Origin of the sequence: Sphingobium sp. AS12 (genome assembly GCF_019097845.1) — a bacterium.
In the GTDB taxonomy this organism is placed as follows: Bacteria; Pseudomonadota; Alphaproteobacteria; order Sphingomonadales; family Sphingomonadaceae; genus Sphingobium.
The window spans coordinates 24,470-39,598 of the sequence record NZ_JAHRGM010000019.1 but is presented as its reverse complement, the minus strand read 5'-3'; the positions used below and the strand labels follow the sequence as shown (position 1 = coordinate 39,598).

General features: G+C 61.4%; 14 protein-coding genes. 6 read left to right on the top strand and 8 right to left on the bottom strand.

Annotated features, from left to right (window positions below; genetic code table 11):
* Window positions 1–3 precede the first annotated feature (3 nt).
* The 6 genes from KRZ98_RS07500 to KRZ98_RS07475 all read right to left on the bottom strand — a co-directional run bounded on the left by KRZ98_RS07500 (window position 4) and on the right by KRZ98_RS07475 (window position 5,712).
* Entirely contained in the window at window positions 4–291 is a 288-nt protein-coding gene (locus KRZ98_RS07500) for a hypothetical protein (RefSeq protein ID WP_006962885.1), read from the bottom strand.
* Window positions 288–1,871: a PepSY domain-containing protein gene (locus KRZ98_RS07495; RefSeq protein ID WP_217673030.1), complete on the bottom strand. Its 1,584-nt coding sequence runs from the start codon at window positions 1,869–1,871 to the stop codon at window positions 288–290. The genes KRZ98_RS07500 and KRZ98_RS07495 overlap by 4 nt, the downstream gene beginning before the upstream one ends.
* Entirely contained in the window at window positions 1,868–2,173 is a 306-nt protein-coding gene (locus KRZ98_RS07490) for a hypothetical protein (protein WP_006962881.1), read from the bottom strand. Before KRZ98_RS07490 ends, KRZ98_RS07495 begins: the two co-directional genes overlap by 4 nt.
* Window positions 2,174–2,282: 109 nt before the next feature.
* Window positions 2,283–3,317, bottom strand: a complete 1,035-nt coding sequence (gene rsgA / locus KRZ98_RS07485) for a ribosome small subunit-dependent GTPase A (protein ID WP_217673029.1) — start codon at window positions 3,315–3,317, stop codon at window positions 2,283–2,285.
* Window positions 3,318–3,371: 54 nt separating this feature from the next.
* Window positions 3,372–4,871: a UxaA family hydrolase gene (locus tag KRZ98_RS07480; RefSeq protein WP_217673028.1), complete on the bottom strand. Its 1,500-nt coding sequence runs from the start codon at window positions 4,869–4,871 to the stop codon at window positions 3,372–3,374.
* A 61-nt stretch (window positions 4,872–4,932) separates the two neighbouring features.
* Window positions 4,933–5,712 (bottom strand): N-formylglutamate amidohydrolase, encoded by a 780-nt coding sequence (locus KRZ98_RS07475; RefSeq protein ID WP_217673027.1) that lies wholly within the window; start codon window positions 5,710–5,712, stop codon window positions 4,933–4,935.
* A 14-nt stretch (window positions 5,713–5,726) separates the two neighbouring features.
* On the opposite strand from KRZ98_RS07475, the gene KRZ98_RS24385 reads away from it, so the two are divergent.
* The 4 genes from KRZ98_RS24385 to KRZ98_RS07460 all read left to right on the top strand — a co-directional run bounded on the left by KRZ98_RS24385 (window position 5,727) and on the right by KRZ98_RS07460 (window position 8,697).
* On the top strand, window positions 5,727–5,849 hold the full coding sequence (locus KRZ98_RS24385) for a hypothetical protein (RefSeq protein WP_302849086.1): 123 nt from the start codon (window positions 5,727–5,729) through the stop codon (window positions 5,847–5,849).
* Window positions 5,850–5,924: 75 nt separating this feature from the next.
* Window positions 5,925–6,752 (top strand): transglutaminase family protein, encoded by an 828-nt coding sequence (locus tag KRZ98_RS07470; protein WP_217673026.1) that lies wholly within the window; start codon window positions 5,925–5,927, stop codon window positions 6,750–6,752.
* A 112-nt stretch (window positions 6,753–6,864) separates the two neighbouring features.
* Window positions 6,865–7,317, top strand: coding sequence for a PA2169 family four-helix-bundle protein (locus KRZ98_RS07465; RefSeq protein ID WP_217673025.1), 453 nt, complete (start codon window positions 6,865–6,867; stop codon window positions 7,315–7,317).
* Window positions 7,318–7,548: 231 nt separating this feature from the next.
* Window positions 7,549–8,697, top strand: coding sequence for a PHB depolymerase family esterase (locus KRZ98_RS07460; RefSeq protein ID WP_217673024.1), 1,149 nt, complete (start codon window positions 7,549–7,551; stop codon window positions 8,695–8,697).
* Window positions 8,698–8,833: 136 nt separating this feature from the next.
* On the opposite strand, the gene KRZ98_RS07455 is transcribed toward KRZ98_RS07460, so the two are convergent.
* A complete protein-coding gene (locus tag KRZ98_RS07455; protein ID WP_217673023.1) occupies window positions 8,834–9,130 on the bottom strand; it encodes a hypothetical protein in 297 nt (98 codons plus the stop codon).
* Window positions 9,131–9,332: 202 nt separating this feature from the next.
* On the opposite strand from KRZ98_RS07455, the gene KRZ98_RS07450 reads away from it, so the two are divergent.
* Window positions 9,333–11,396, top strand: a complete 2,064-nt coding sequence (locus KRZ98_RS07450) for a TonB-dependent siderophore receptor (RefSeq protein WP_217673022.1) — start codon at window positions 9,333–9,335, stop codon at window positions 11,394–11,396.
* Here KRZ98_RS07450 and KRZ98_RS07445 read toward each other — a convergent pair.
* Complete coding sequence (locus tag KRZ98_RS07445) at window positions 11,384–12,448, bottom strand: LacI family DNA-binding transcriptional regulator (RefSeq protein WP_217673021.1); 1,065 nt, start codon at window positions 12,446–12,448, stop codon at window positions 11,384–11,386. The genes KRZ98_RS07450 and KRZ98_RS07445 overlap by 13 nt on opposite strands.
* 257 nt (window positions 12,449–12,705) lie before the next feature.
* On the opposite strand from KRZ98_RS07445, the gene KRZ98_RS07440 reads away from it, so the two are divergent.
* On the top strand, window positions 12,706–15,081 hold the full coding sequence (locus KRZ98_RS07440) for a TonB-dependent receptor (RefSeq protein WP_217673020.1): 2,376 nt from the start codon (window positions 12,706–12,708) through the stop codon (window positions 15,079–15,081).
* The last annotated feature ends 48 nt before the right edge of the window (window positions 15,082–15,129 follow it).

Genomic DNA, 15,129 nt, shown 5'->3' with positions numbered 1-15,129 from the left:
GCTTTATCGGCGGCTGCCCTCAACGCTTTTGGCCCATGCCGAACAAGCGAGGGTGACGAGCCAGCCGACCACGGCATAGCCGCCCAGCCACAGCAGGCAGGTCGCCGCATCGCCGCGCAACGCAAAGACGATCCCCGGCAACAGGCTGGCAGCGGTGAGGAGGCGGCGCATCATCGTCCCCTGCGCATCGCCGGGCAGCTTGATACTCCGCCGCCGCTTGGGATCGCCCAGGCATAGGAGTGCCAGCAGGCCGGCGGAAAAGGCGATTGAGGCCAGCAACATGCCCGTCATTCCGCCGCCTGCAAAAGGCCATGCTCAGCACTTGGACGGCTCTGGCTGGTCCGAACAATCGACCATAGCAACCAGCCGCCAGTCAGCAGGAAAGCCAGATCCAGCGCCACGATGACCGGTTGTCCCGCCGCCATCGCGCTTGCCCAGCCGGGTCCGCCGGTCAGCAGGCGGAGCGGCAGCAGGATCAGCATGATGGCCGCCATCGCCGCTTGCAACACCCGCGCGAAGGCGGCGCTCGACCGCCACAGAAACCCGGCCAGGATGATGACGGCGGACGCGATCAGAAAACTCGCGGGCGTCCAGTAGGTGGCGCTGCCCATCGGCATGGTGACAAGGAAGGCAACGGTCGAAGCCAGCAGCGCAACCGGCAAGCCCAGCCCGACGATAACCAGCGAGCGATCCAGCCAGCCGAGCGACCGCGCGCCCTCTTCCCGTCGCACAAGCCAGAGGCGGATGCCGGTATAGGTAACATAGCACATGGCAAAACCCAGGCCGAACCATATCGCTTTCGACACCAGGCCCGCGAAATTGCCGAGATGGAGTGGCGACATGATCGCGGCCAGCGTGCCCCCGGCGGACGGCGCGGGACCGATCAGCGGTTTGACCTGATTGAACTGCGCCGTTGCGCCATCATAAAGCAGCGAAATGGGTGCAAGGCCGCCACTCTTGGGCGGATGATAGGTCGTCACCTTGGCATCGGCGCGGCCGAAACTCTCGACCGCGACGAAGGTCGGGATCGCCCCCGCGCGCGCGATCGCATCGCTCGTAATATGGTCGAAATTGCCGATCGCGGCGGGACGCGGATCGGGCTTGCCGGGCGTGCCATAGACCGCTTCGGTCAGGGCGACGACATCCCCGCCAAAGGCCGCCATCGCGACGATCGGCACGCCGATCGTGCCGAAGAAGGAGAAGAAGCTGCCGGTGAACGCCAGGATGAAGGCGAAGGGCAAGCTCCATGTGCCAGCGACGCTGTGCCGGTCGCGATTGACCAGTACGGGGTTCGCCTTGCGCCGCAGGGTGAAGATATCCTTGAACAGATGGCGATGGATCAGCAGGCCCGATACCGCCGCGACCAGCATCGACAGGCCGACGATCCCGGTCAGCAGCAACCCCCAGGGATTGGGCACATGCAACCGCACATGGGTATCGACCAGAAAGCTGCTCAGCGCACTATCGTTGCGTGGGCCGAACACATCCTCATTCGTTCCCGTCTGGGTGTGAATGACACGGCCATCCTTGCCGACCACGTAAAAGATGCCCCGGCTGATCAGTTCGCCCTTGTCCATCTCGTGCCGGTGAAAAAAGGCACCCAGATCATGATCGCCAACCTCGAACAGGTCGACAGCTTCATGATATTGGGCCGGCGTGCGGTCGCCCAGCGCCCGGATCGTGTCCGCCATCGGCCGCTCGAACGCGGATTGCGAGGTAACATGACCTGCCGACCAGATGCCGATTTCCTCGGCAAATACCGCAGCCGTGCCTGTCAGCACCACCGCATAGAGCAGCAGGCCAAGCAATATGCCCGACCAGCCATGCACCGCGACCATCGCCTTGGTTTCGTCCTTGGGCAGGTGGATCATCGATGGCTCTCCGTTGCAGCCGGCTGTGCCTGGGCGAATTTCTGCGCGATCAGCCCACCATGGATCAGGAACAGCCCTCCGGCGACGATAGCGACCCGCCCCAACCGCCGATCAAGGCAGGCGTGAAAGAATAGCCCGGCCCAGACCAATGGCACCAGCACCAGCGGCAATATCAGATTGTCGATGCCCGCCGCGCCGCCCGGCAGCCAGAGCGCCATGCCCGCCATCATGACGAGAGCAACGATCACCGCCCCCGGCCCGGCAAAGGCTATGCGTATCCAGCGGCGCGACGTGGGTGACATGGCAGGGACCTCAATGGAACAGCGTGAATCCCATATCGCGGCCACCGCATATTGCAAGTCATTATCATAATTGAAAGTCGTTGGCGCCGTGCGAGGTACCGCTTACATCCTATTTTCGCTTGTTGGCTGCCGCCGCCGCGATCCGGTCCAGCGCGCGGCGCTCGGCCGGACTGGCGCTATTATAGATCTCTTCCGCAACCAGCGCGCGCCAGCGATCAAGACGGGCGAGCGTCAGCGTTCCGTCGGCGATCGCCGCCTGGACGGCGCAACCCGGTTCACCCCTGTGGGCGCAGTCGGAAAAGCGACACCGCTCCGCTGCCTCGACTATGTCGGCAAATACGACAGCCAGACCCGACGCCACATCGGTCAGCTGCAATTCCCGCATCCCCGGCGTGTCGAGCAACCAGCCGCCCTGGTGCAGCCGATGCATCTCACGCACCGTCGTCGTGTGCCGCCCCGTGCCGTCGGCCTTGCGGATATCCTGTGTGGCTATGCTATCGGAGCCGCGTAAAGTGTTGACCAGCGTGGACTTGCCGACGCCCGACGATCCAACCAGCGCGACGGTTTGTCCCTTGCCACACCAGTCTGACAGGCTTGCCGCACTGGCGGGATCCTTGCCATTGATGGTTTCCACCTGCAATCCCGGTTGCAAATCACGCGCCGCCGCGGCGAAAGTTTCCGGCGTATCGGTCAGATCGGTCTTGGTCAGGATGATCACGGGATGCACGCCGACCTCGCGCGCCAGGATCAAATAGCGCTCAAGCCGGGGGATGCTGAAATCCTGATTGCAGGACGCGACGATGAACAGCGTGTCTACATTGGCCGCGATCAGCTGCGTTTTCTGGTCACCGCCCGGCGCACGCCGCTTGAACAGGTTGGCGCGCTGGAGGATCTGGGTGATCTGCAGCGTCGCAGGATCGACCAGCACCCAGTCGCCCACGGTGGGATGATCCTCCGCCGCCATGCCATCACCAAAGCCGGGCTGAATATCAAGCGGACCGCCCGCCCCGGCCACCGCAATCTTACCGCGATGCACCGCCATCACGCGAAACGGCTCGGCCCCGCTGTCGTCAGTCTGCGGGATTTGCGCGCTGAAAAACGGCCGCCAGCCAAGCTCCTCCAACGTCTGATCAGCTGATTCCATAATTGCTGCCATGCCGCTCAAATGGCGGTTTGTATAGGGACGCATTGCAGCCCGTTACAAGGTGACGCCGCGTTTCCAGATACCGATAGAGCGTTCGTCATTGCGTTCGTTGCACGCTGGCTCACCGCTGGCGACCGCGACGATGCGATCCAGCAATGCCTCAGCGGCTGCATCCATGCCGTCCGTCAGCACCATGCCTGCGTCAAAGTCGATCCAGCCCGGCTTGGCCACCGCCAGCGCGGAGTTGGAAGCAATCTTCATCGTCGGCACCGGACTGCCGAGTGGCGTACCACGGCCTGTGGAAAAGAGCGTCAGGGTCACCCCCGCTGCCGCCAATGCTGTCGTCGATACCGCGTCGTTGCCCGGCGCCTCCAATATCGTCAGCCCGTGCCGGGTCGCGATATGGCCATAATCGATGACATCCACGACACTCGCCAGCCCGCCCTTCTGCACGGCGCCGAGCGATTTCTCCTCCAGCGTGGTGATGCCACCCGCGATATTGCCAGGGCTGGGATTTTCCGAAACCGGCTCACCATGATCCAGAAAATAGCGTTTGAACCGGTTAACGACCTGCGTAAGCCGATCGAAAACGGCCTTATTCTCCGCCCGCGCCAGCAGCAATTGTTCTGCGCCGAACATTTCGGGGATTTCGGTCAGAACCGCCATTCCGCCCGCCTGGGTAACCGCATCGGCAATGCGGCCAATCAGCGGATTGGCGGTCAACCCGCTCATGGCGTCCGAACCACCACATTTGACCCCCAGTCGCAGCCCTGACAGCGACACCGGCTGGCGCACATCCTGCGCCATCAGATCGGCGAGCGCCTCCAACGCCGCCTTGCCAGCGGCAAACTCGTCCTGCTCACTCTGCGCCCGCACAGTACGCACCCGCGCCCGCCTTTCCGGCGGAATCTGGGCCAATATCAGGTCAAGCTGATTGGACTCGCAGCCCAGCCCGACAATCAGCACCCCGCCTGCATTGGGGTTTTGCGCCAGCGAAGCGAGGATCGCGGTCGTGCCTTCCAGATCATGGCCAAGTTGCGAACAGCCAAAGGGATGGTTGAACGCATGGACGCCGTCGACATGCGCGCCCACCAATGCCTCACCCCAGCGCGCCAATCTTTCGCCAAGACGCCCGACGCAGCCGACCGAGGGCAATATCCAGATTTCGTTGCGGATGCCGACGCTGCCGTCCTGCCGCGCATAACCCATAAAGCCAGGCTGTCCACCGCCCGGCCTTTCGACAGCATCCGCAGATTTAGCCACATAGTCATAGGCCAGTTCGCCACGCAGCGCCGTTTGCACATTGTGACTATGCACATGCGCACCAACGCCGATCATTTGCGTCGCTACGCCTATCGGCGCGCGATAACGGCGGACAGCGCTTCCGGCAGATATGTCATGGACCGCAAATTTGTGGCCCGGCGCGATCGCATCGACAATCGCCACTTCGCGATCGCCGATGGCAACCATCTGCCCCGGCGCAAGCGGCATCAACGCAACAGCTACATCATCGTCCCGATCGACTTGCAGCGCCATGATATCTGGGTCTGGCATGGCCCTCTGCCTAAATCGTTGCCAGCGCTAGCACAAGCCATATCATGATGCGGATTCGCCATCAACTGATGCGCTGCAACGCGGCTTCTGCGGCGTGCCGTAAATGGCCGGCCCATATCCATTGCCCTTCGGCAGTGCCGATCAAATCCTGCCGCACCTCAATCTCCGCATAGGCAAGGTCGCGGGAGAAAGCATGCAACGGGACCGTATAATCGGTCGCGTCCATGGCGTAGGGAACATTGTCGCCCACAGTGAACGCAGCCTTGTCGCGTAATGCCGCCAGCATGGCGCGGGCAAAATCGGTCCGGCCGCGCCAGTGGAGGACGCCCACCTCCCACGGCCGGGCAATCCCGCCCATGACGGGCGTGAAGCTATGCAGGGATAGCAGGATCGTGTCGCGCCCGGCCGCCCGTCGCGCGTCGATCATGTCCGCGATTGCCCTGTGATAGGGCGCATGGATTGCCGCCACCCGCGATGCGCGCGCACAACTGTCCAGTCCTTCATTACCGATTATCCGGCTGTCGTCGGAAACCACCGGGATCGCGTCGTCGCGCATGGGATCGCGGTTGCAATCGATGACGAGGCGCGAATAATGCTGATGCACAAAGGGTGCGTCGAGCCGTTCGGCCAGCGCATGACCAAGACCATGGACACCAATGTCGATGGCAATGTGGCGGCGGCGGTCAGCAGCCGCCAGGCCCAGGTCGCCAAGCGCCCCCGGTATCGCAGCCCCGGCATGATCGCCGATCAGCAGGAACGGGGAAGCGCCTGCTGCGTTGAACAGCCCGAACGGTGCCGGATCGTTCAGACCCAATAGCTCATTTGCCGCGCCTCCCGCCATCAGGATCCTCCCCCATGCCCATGCTGACGATCCATTCTGTCATCTGCTACCGCGATCGGCATTGGGGTTTCCTGCGTGAACATGGCATCCTGATGCGCTTGCCAGAGACATTTTGCCAGTATCCCGATCTGCGCTGATCCGCGGCCTGCGTCGCCCTGCCCACCTAATGCCATCAACGGCCGCCCTGTCGGCGCTTCAGGAAAGTCCCCTCCATGCTGATCCGCTGCGGATATGAAATCAGATTTGAAACCCAGAACAAGACCGCGATGATGGCGATGTTAAGCCTGCATCCCTCCCGGCATCTCGACCTGCGTACGCCCCAGCGGCTGCTCGCCGATCCGGACGTGCCGCTCTATCATTTCGAGGACGGCTTCGGGAATGTTGCGACCCGCCTCACCATTCCCGCAGGCGGCGTCACCCTTTCATGTGATTTCGTGATCGAAGATAGCGGTCTGGTGGACCTGCCCGCTCCTGATGGACCGCATACCCCGGTCGAGGAATTGCCCGATACCGTAATGCCGTTCCTGCTCGGCAGTCGCTATTGCGAGACGGACCGACTGATGGCGTTCGCCTGGGGCAATTTCGCACATTATACGACTGCAAAGGCGCGGGTCGACGCCATTGTCGATTTCGCCCATAACCATATCGAATTTGGCTATCACCATGCTCGGTCGGACATGACCGCCTGGAACGCCTTCCAGGAAAAGCGCGGTGTCTGTCGCGATTTTGCCCATCTGGCCGTTACCCTTTGCCGCTGCATGAATATTCCGGCCCGCTATTGCACCGGCTATCTGGGCGACATCGGTGTTCCCCCGGTCGATGCGCCGATGGACTTCAGCGCCTGGTTCGACGTCTATATCGACGGACAATGGTACACGCGCGACGCGCGCCACAACCAGCCCCGGATCGGCCGCATCCTGATGGCGCGCGGACGTGACGCCACCGATGTCGCGCTGACCACGGCATTTGGCCCGACAAATCTCGTCCGGTTCGACGTCCACACCGATGAGGTGCAATCGATCGACGAAAAATCATACTGATGGAGGTTAAGCGGGGCGCAATCGATGCGACTTTCACGAAGGACGGTCGTTGATGGACCACGCAGTCGCCCACCGCCGCGGAGACTGCCTCCCCCTATAAGAGGAAATTCCTATGTCCGATAACAGCCACGATATTTCGACCCTCAACGGCCTGATCGCTACGACCATCGACAGCGCCGACGGCTATACCGAAGCCGCCAAGGACAGCGAGAATAGCCGCTTCACCGCCCTCTTCACCAGCCGCGCCAGTGAAAGGCGGGCCATTGCCACCCGTTTGCAGCAGCAGGTTACCGCGCTGGGCGGCAATCCGGAAGATGACGGCACGCTGCTCGCAGGGGCGCACCGTATGTTCCTCAATCTCAAGTCCGTCGTCACGGGCAATGATGACAAGGCGATCATCAACGAAGTCGAAGCCGGCGAAGATCATATCAAGGCCAAGTTCGAGGATGCGCTGGAAGATAGAAAGCTCAGCCCGACCGTGCGCGATCTGATTGAAACAAGCTACATGTCGGTCAAGGCCGGTCATGACGAGATGCGCGACATCAAACATTCGATGCAGCATTGATGCAGAAGCGGCGGGGCAACCCCGCCGTTTTTTTTCCTGGACAAGCATCAAGATAAGGCCGCGCGTGCCACCCGGTCCCGACCACTCCCCGACTCATCGAACGGTATACCGATAAATTTTGAACTCTCACCTTGTCGCATCGGGGTCCATAGCCATATTGTGCAGTGCAGCATAATCCGCCGCCGAATTTCATGGCCGACTTGGCCGCTCTTCAAGGCCGGAGGTCATTTCATGAGAAAATTATCCACCAATATCGCCCGATTGATGGCCATGCGAACAAGCATGACTGCGCCCATGGACCGGAGCGAACCGTGCAGGCTGCAGGATGTCGGGCCGTTCGGTAGCAATCCAGGCGCGTTGAAGGCGAAATGTCACATTCCTCCGCAGATCGCCAGGAAGCCCGCGCTGGTCGTCATCCTGCATGGCTGCACCCAGACAGCGGACGGCTATGATCGTGGCGCCGGATGGTCACAACTGGCCGATGAGCATGGCTTCATACTTCTGTTCCCCGAACAGCAGCGCGCCAACAATCCCAACCTCTGCTTCAACTGGTTTTCACCCGCCGATAATAAGCGCGATCGTGGCGAGGCGCTTTCCATCCGCCAGATGATCGAGGCCATGATCGACACGCACGGCATAGACAGGTCGCGCATGTTCGTGACCGGCCTGTCCGCCGGGGGCGCGATGACGTCGATATTGCTGGCAAGCTATCCTGAATTATTCGCTGGCGGCGCGATCATTGCCGGGCTGCCCTTTGGCGCTGCATCCAATGTTCCGCAGGCGCTGGAGGCGATGCGCGCGCCCGGTCAATCCAGTGGCGATCAATTGGGCGATCGCGTGCGGAACGCATCTGATCACGCCGGTCCCTGGCCGCGTGTTTCGGTCTGGCACGGAGCGGCTGACCCTACCGTCAACAGCGGCAATGCCGACGCGATCCTCGCCCAATGGTTGTCAGTTCATGCCCTGGACGGTCAGCCCAGCGCGACCCAAAATATCGCCGCTCATCGTCACCGCATCTGGAATGACGCCACGGGTCGCACCGTGGTGGAGGATTACCGCATTGCGGACATGGGCCATGGTACCCCCCTCGCCACCACCGGAGATGATGCGTGCGGAACGCCGATGCCCCATATGCTGGAAGCGGGCATTTCCTCGACCCGTCGGATCGCGGCATCCTGGGGTCTTTTGGCCGGACGAAAGGCCACGCCGCAACCCAAACCCGCTGACATATTGAAAACGGAAACGCCCAATCTGCCGATGCGGAAAGGGGCGAAACTTGAACCCCTGTCAGCCATCCAATCCCCGCCGACCGCCGCGAACAAAAGCAGCGTTCAGGAGATCATCGAGGACGCACTGCGCACCGCCAGACTGATGCGCTAGGGTTCGGAATTCGCCTCATTTTTCCGCCACCCATAATAGCGCGGACGCACTGACTGTCCCGTTCCTGCTCCTGCCACTTGCGCGCCGCATCGGCCAGGCGAACCCCCATGCCGCCGCCTTGATACTGGGCGCGTCATCAATTGCCGTTGATGACTTTCGCCCGCTCGGCAGGCGTTAGTGCGGCGGCATTAATGTCAGACTCATCGATCGCCTCCTCGCGGGCATCGCCCGCTTCGCGCGTCGCGTCCGCCTTGGCCTGCATCAGATCCTCAGCGGTACCGCTCATATTGTCGGCCATGGCGTCCATCTTGTCGGCTTTGTTCTCCGCCGCTTCCTGCGCCTGTTCGCCCAGCTTGTCGTCGCCCTTGCCGCCACATGCGGCCAGCGCCAGACTCAAACCAGCGACCGCTGCCAGGATGGATGCACGCTTCATATTCTGTCTCCCGATGTGGAGCGAGTATAACGGTCGCGAGCGTGCTTGGGTCCATAGCCATCGATGACCGGTGAAGCGCCTGTCCGACACCCTCCAGCCAATATGCGGCGGAGAGCGCCACCTCAATTGACTGTTGCGAATAACTATTAATAACGATATTCGCGCACCTGTTGAGAATCAATTGCAACAGGAAATTGAACCTATGTCTGCCACCCGCTCCTTCGCACTTTGCGGCGCTGCTCTTATCGCCCTTTGCGGCACGGCCGTTCAAGCAGCGGAGCAGGCTCCTGATGTTGCCGATAGCGAAAGCCAGATCATCGTCACCGCAGCCAATGCCGGCACAAAAACCGAAACGCCGCTGATCCAGTTGCCCCAGCCGATCAAGGTCATCACGTCGGACCAATATCTGGCGCAGGGTGCAATCAACATCAGCGACACGGTCAAATATGCCGCAGGCGTCCTGGCCAATCCCTATGGCCGCGATACCCGCGTCGATGGTTTCAATGTGCGTGGCATTGACGCGCTGCAGTTCCGCGATGGGATGCGGGACATCTTCTCCTATTATGCCAGCATCACATCAGATCCCTATAATTTCGACCGTGTCGAAATCGTGCGCGGCCCGGCCTCTGTGCTGTTTGGCCAGGGGTCGATAGGCGGCCTGGTCAATCTGGTGTCCAAGACGCCGGGGTTCGATACGCGGGGCGAAGCCAGTCTGGTCTATGGCAGCTTCGATCGGAAGGAAGCGTTGGGTGACGTCAACATCGCCTTGGCTGACAATCTCGCCATCCGCGCCGTTGCCCGCGTCCGCGACGCCGACACCTATGTCGACCATGTCCCTGACGATCGCGTGATGTTTGCGCCATCGATCCGGTGGCAGCCGACCCCCGACACCGATATCGTCCTGACCGGCCTCTATCAGGAGGATGACACCGGATCGACCTCCCAATTCCTGCCGATCGTCGGTACCTTCCTGCCGAACACGGCCTATCCGGCGGGCAAGCTCGACCAATATGCGTTCGTCGGCAAGCCGGGATGGGACCGCTATAATGGCCGTTCGCTTCAGGGCGGCGGCTCTATCACGCATAATTTCTCTGACCATGTCCGGCTCAGTGTCAAGGCACGCTATATCGACAGCGACTTGGAATATAAGACCCACTACGCGGACAGCTACAGCAATCCGACCAACCCCTTTGCCGCCGACGGCCGCACCATCGGCCTCTACGCCGACGCAAGCGACGCGCGGATGAACGTCTTTTCGACCGACAATAATCTGCAGTTCAGCTTCAACACCGGAGCAAGTATCGAGCATAAGCTGCTCGTCGGCCTGGATTATAGCTGGAACAAGGTGGGCAAGCGCACCGACTTCGGGATCGAAACGATCGACCTCTACGATATAGATCAGGATGCGCTGCAAACCTATGATCCGACCGGTCCCTTCATCTATGAATCGCAAAAGCAGCTCGGCGTCTATCTGCAGGACCAGATCCGCTTCTTCGACCGTGTTTCGGTAGTGCTGGGCGCCCGCCGCGATCGGGTGACCGGCTCCTCCGGTCAAAAGGATAATGCCACCACCTTCCGCGCTGGTATCATCGGGGAAATCGGCGCAGGCCTGTCGCCCTTCTTCAGCTATACCGAAAGCTTCATGCCGATCGCAGGCACGCTCACCGGTCCCGGCGGGGTCATCGGCGATCCGTATAAGCCCCAGACCGGCACCCAGTTTGAAGCGGGGGTGAAGTGGCAACCCATCCCCAATAGCCTCGTCACCATCACCGCCTTTCGCATCAAGGAACGCAACCGCGTCCTCTATCTGGCCAATGGTGCCACGACCCAGTCGGGCGAACTGACCACCAAGGGCTTTGAGATCGAGGCCAGCCATAGTCTGCCCGGCAATTTTGAGCTGCTCGCTAATTATGGCTACAGCAAACTGCGTTCAGAAGTGAACAGCAGCCTGGATTATATGCCGCGTCACACCGCATCGCTCTGGTCGACCAAGAACTTTGGCGTCGCGGATGGTGCCCAGCTGCGTCTGGGCGCGGGCGTGGTCCATAGCGGCAAGAGCATATCGACCAACGCGCTCTGGTCGATCGTCACCCCGGCGCGTACCACGGTCGATGGTCTGGCGGAGATCAACTGGCGGAACTGGCGCTTCGCGCTCAACGCCACCAATTTGCTGAACAACAGATATTATGCCTCGTGCCTTGCCCGCGGGGACTGTTTCATGGGCGCGCCCCGCAATGTCATGGGCACGGTCGGCTATCGTTTCTGATCGGCTTGCCCCAGCATTGCCGTAGATTCGCGCACGACCAGTCGGTGCTCCAGATATTTTTCCGTCGGCGCGGCTATGCTTTCCCTATCTCCTCTGGCGAGCGAGACGGCCAGAATAGCTGCTTCGGCAGATATGTTCTTGCCCGGATGTTTGACCGTGGTCAGCGATGGCCAGATTTTGACCGCGATCGGCGTGTCGTCAAAACCTGCCACCGACAGGTCACGCGGCACGTCCAGTCCGCGCCGGTGCGCCAGCGATATGATCGCTGCAGCCATGTCGTCATTGCTGGCGAAGATGGCGGTCGGTCGGTCCGGCAGGTCCAGCAGCGTTTCTCCCGCCACCAGACCTGACTCAAAGCTCATGTCACCGGTCACGATCAGGTCCTGACGGATCGGCAACCCCGCGTCCCGCAGCGCCGACTGATAGCCTTCGCACCGGGTCCGGTGGATCATGTGACCCGCCCCCCCCCGGATGAAACCGATATCACGGTGCCCCAGTCCGATCAGATAGGCCGTCATGTCCCGCGCCGCGCCAAAATCGTCGATCCGCACGATATGGTCCCCCGGCAATATGTCACCGGGCGACATCGCCACGACCGGCACGGGAAAGTCGCGGGTCAGGCCATGGTGATTGGCGACCTCGCAATAGGGCGGTACGATCAAAATTGCGTGCGCGCCCGTTTCCACCAACCCTTGCATCTGCTGTGCGATTTCCTTGGGATCGCCGCTTTCCAGTGGTCGCAGCAGCAATTGGGCACCCAGCCGACTGGTCGCATCCAGCGCGCCCACCAGAATCGAACTCAGAAACGCATTTTCGATATTGCGATAGAGCAGTCCGATCCGGATCGCGCTTGCGCTGGCCAGCGCACGCGCCGCCATATTGGGGACATAATTGAGGTCTCGCACCGCCGTCATCACCGCGTCGCGCGTCGCCTGACGCACGCGCGGGCTGTTGTTGAGAACATTGGACACGGTCATGGCGGACACGCCGGCGCGCTCAGCGACGGTCTGAATAGTGATAGCCTGGCTGGTACGACGCCCCGAACGGGCCATGGCTGGAGACTCCTTGAACGGACGCGGACGCGCCCTTATGCGCTGTTTAACGCTATATCCCTGACAGTTGCAAATGGTGGACGGTCTTGCTGTTGCAAAATATCCGCAGTTCGAGCGAAAAATGTAGCGCTAAAATATTCATATTGACTCGTTCGTCGGTTCGGAAGATTTAGCGCTACAACCTAGCGGACAACCGCAGGTGGAAATCACTATTGCCAGACCGCGCGCCGACACAGGCACCGGATAGGGGAGGATATATGCGTTTTTCCAAAGCCATGATGATGCGCCGCACTGCGGTGTCGCTTTTCAGCCTGAGCGTCGCGATCACGCCTGCAGCCGTGATGGCGCAGGACGCCACGCCCCAGGAACCGCAGGATGGCACCGACATCGTCGTCACGGCGCAGAAGCGCGCCGAGCGTCTGCAGGATGTGCCGCTGGCGGTAACCGCCGTGAGCGCTGACGCGCTCGCCAATCGTCAGATCAACGACAGCAATTCGCTGGTGCAGGCCGTGCCGTCGCTGACGTTCCAGCAGGGCGCGACCCCCACCAACAGCAGTTTCCGTATTCGCGGCATCGGCACCGCGCTGTTCGGCCAGGGAGTTGAATCCTCGGTATCGACCGTCGTCGATGGCGTTGTTGCCGTCCGCCAGACCCAGGGTTTCACGGACCTTGCCGACATTGAGCGGGTCGAAGTGCTACGCGGCCCGCAGGGCACATTGTTCGGCAAGAACGCGACCGCAGGCGTCATCAGCGTCACGACCGCGCGCCCATCGCGCGAATTGGAAGGCCGTGGCGAAGTCACCATCGCTGAACATGGCGAATATCGCGCCCGTGGCACCGTGTCCGGTCCGATCAGCGACACGATGCGCGCCCGCGTCACTGGCTTCTATAACGACGTGCGCGGCATTGCCCGCAATATCGCCACCGACAGCTGGGACAATGGCTCCAAATCCTGGGGCGTGCGTGGCAAGCTGGAATGGGACGCGACCGAAAACCTGAACCTGCTGTTCACCGGCGAATATCGCAAGACGACCGCCGATTGCTGCGCATCGACCTGGATCGCGATCACCAACCCCAATTTGCAGACGCTGGTTGGCCCGATCAACGCCACGCGCAACAACCGCACGCTCAATGACGAAACGGTCACCTATTCCAACAGCGACCAGCAGACCTATTCGCTCCAGGCCGACTGGGATCTGGGTGCCGCGACGGTCACCTCCATCTCTGCCTATCAATCCTACAATCTGGACGTGAACCAGCCGATCGAGCGTATCAACAGCACGGTTCCCCTCTTCGTCGGCGCGGCTGCACCCTATGCGATGTGGAGCCAGAACCACGGCCAGGTCGATCTGAGCGCCTTTAGCCAGGAGTTGCGGATTGCCAATAATGGCGGCGGCGACCTCAACTATGTCGCTGGCGTGTTCTACATGCATTCCGACATCAAGCGGCCATTCGACCGTCGACGCGTGCGTTGCACCGCAGGCACCTTTGGTCAGCCCTGCGCGCCTGCCAACACCATCTATCAGTCCTCGGCCAGCAATGTCCGCCTGAAGCAGGACAGCGTCGCCGTTTTTGGCCAGGTCGATTATCGTATCGTCGGCGGGCTGAAGGCGATCGGCGGGCTGCGCCTGCAATATGAAAAGGGCACCAATAGCGGCAGCCGCATTTCGCCGCTCGTAGCGGGTGACGCGGTGCTGCCGGGCAATGCGCCGGTGAGCGGATCGATTACGGCCAGCGATACGGCGGTCACCGGCAAGGCTGGCCTGCAATATGAATTCAGCCGCAATGCCCAAGTCTATGCCAGCTATACGCGCGGTTATAAGGGGCTAGGTTATGACATGGAAATCGGCACCGATCTGGCGAACCAGACCGTGCTGGAGCCAGAACATGTCAACGCCTATGAAATCGGCTTCAAGGGCCGTACCGCCGACGGCGTCCTGAGCGTCAGCACTGCGCTGTTCCTGGCCGACTATTCCAACCTTCAGGTGCAGGCCAACCGGTCCGATATCGCCGCAGGCGTGGTCCAGTTCGTGTCCACCAATGCGGGCAAGTCGCAGACCAAGGGTTTCGAGGTCGAAGCGACCGTGCGTCCCGACGACAATTTCAGCCTGACCGGCGCCGTCACCTACTCTGACGCCACCATCGACATTGATGGGCTCAACTGCCCGCAGCAGTTCAATGCGGCGGCGCCGATCATGTCGGGGATGCCGACCAACATCTGCTATCGCACGGCAGCGGGCGTCACCCCGACCCAGAATCTTCGCGGCGCAACCCTGCCCGTCAGCCCCAAATGGAAGATCACCGTTGCGCCGCGTTACGAGGCGGACATTCCCGGCACCGACTTTGCAGGCTTTGCCCAGATTGGCGTCAACTTCCAGAGCGCCATGAACTTCTCGGTCGAGCAGGACCCGCTGCTGGAACAGCCCGCTTATACCCTTGTCGATGCCAGCATCGGCGTGAAGCAGCTTGACGGTCGCTACAGTCTGACCCTGTTCGTCAAAAATCTGTTCGACGAAAATTATCTGACCAGCATCGGCCACACCTCCTTCCTGGGGGGTAATTATGATCTGGTCGGCACCTTCAACAAGGATGCGGACCGCTATTTCGGTGCCACGCTCGGCGTGAAATTCTGACCAAAGGGCGCGGCGGCTTCGGTCGCCGCGCCTGCCATATTGAACCGG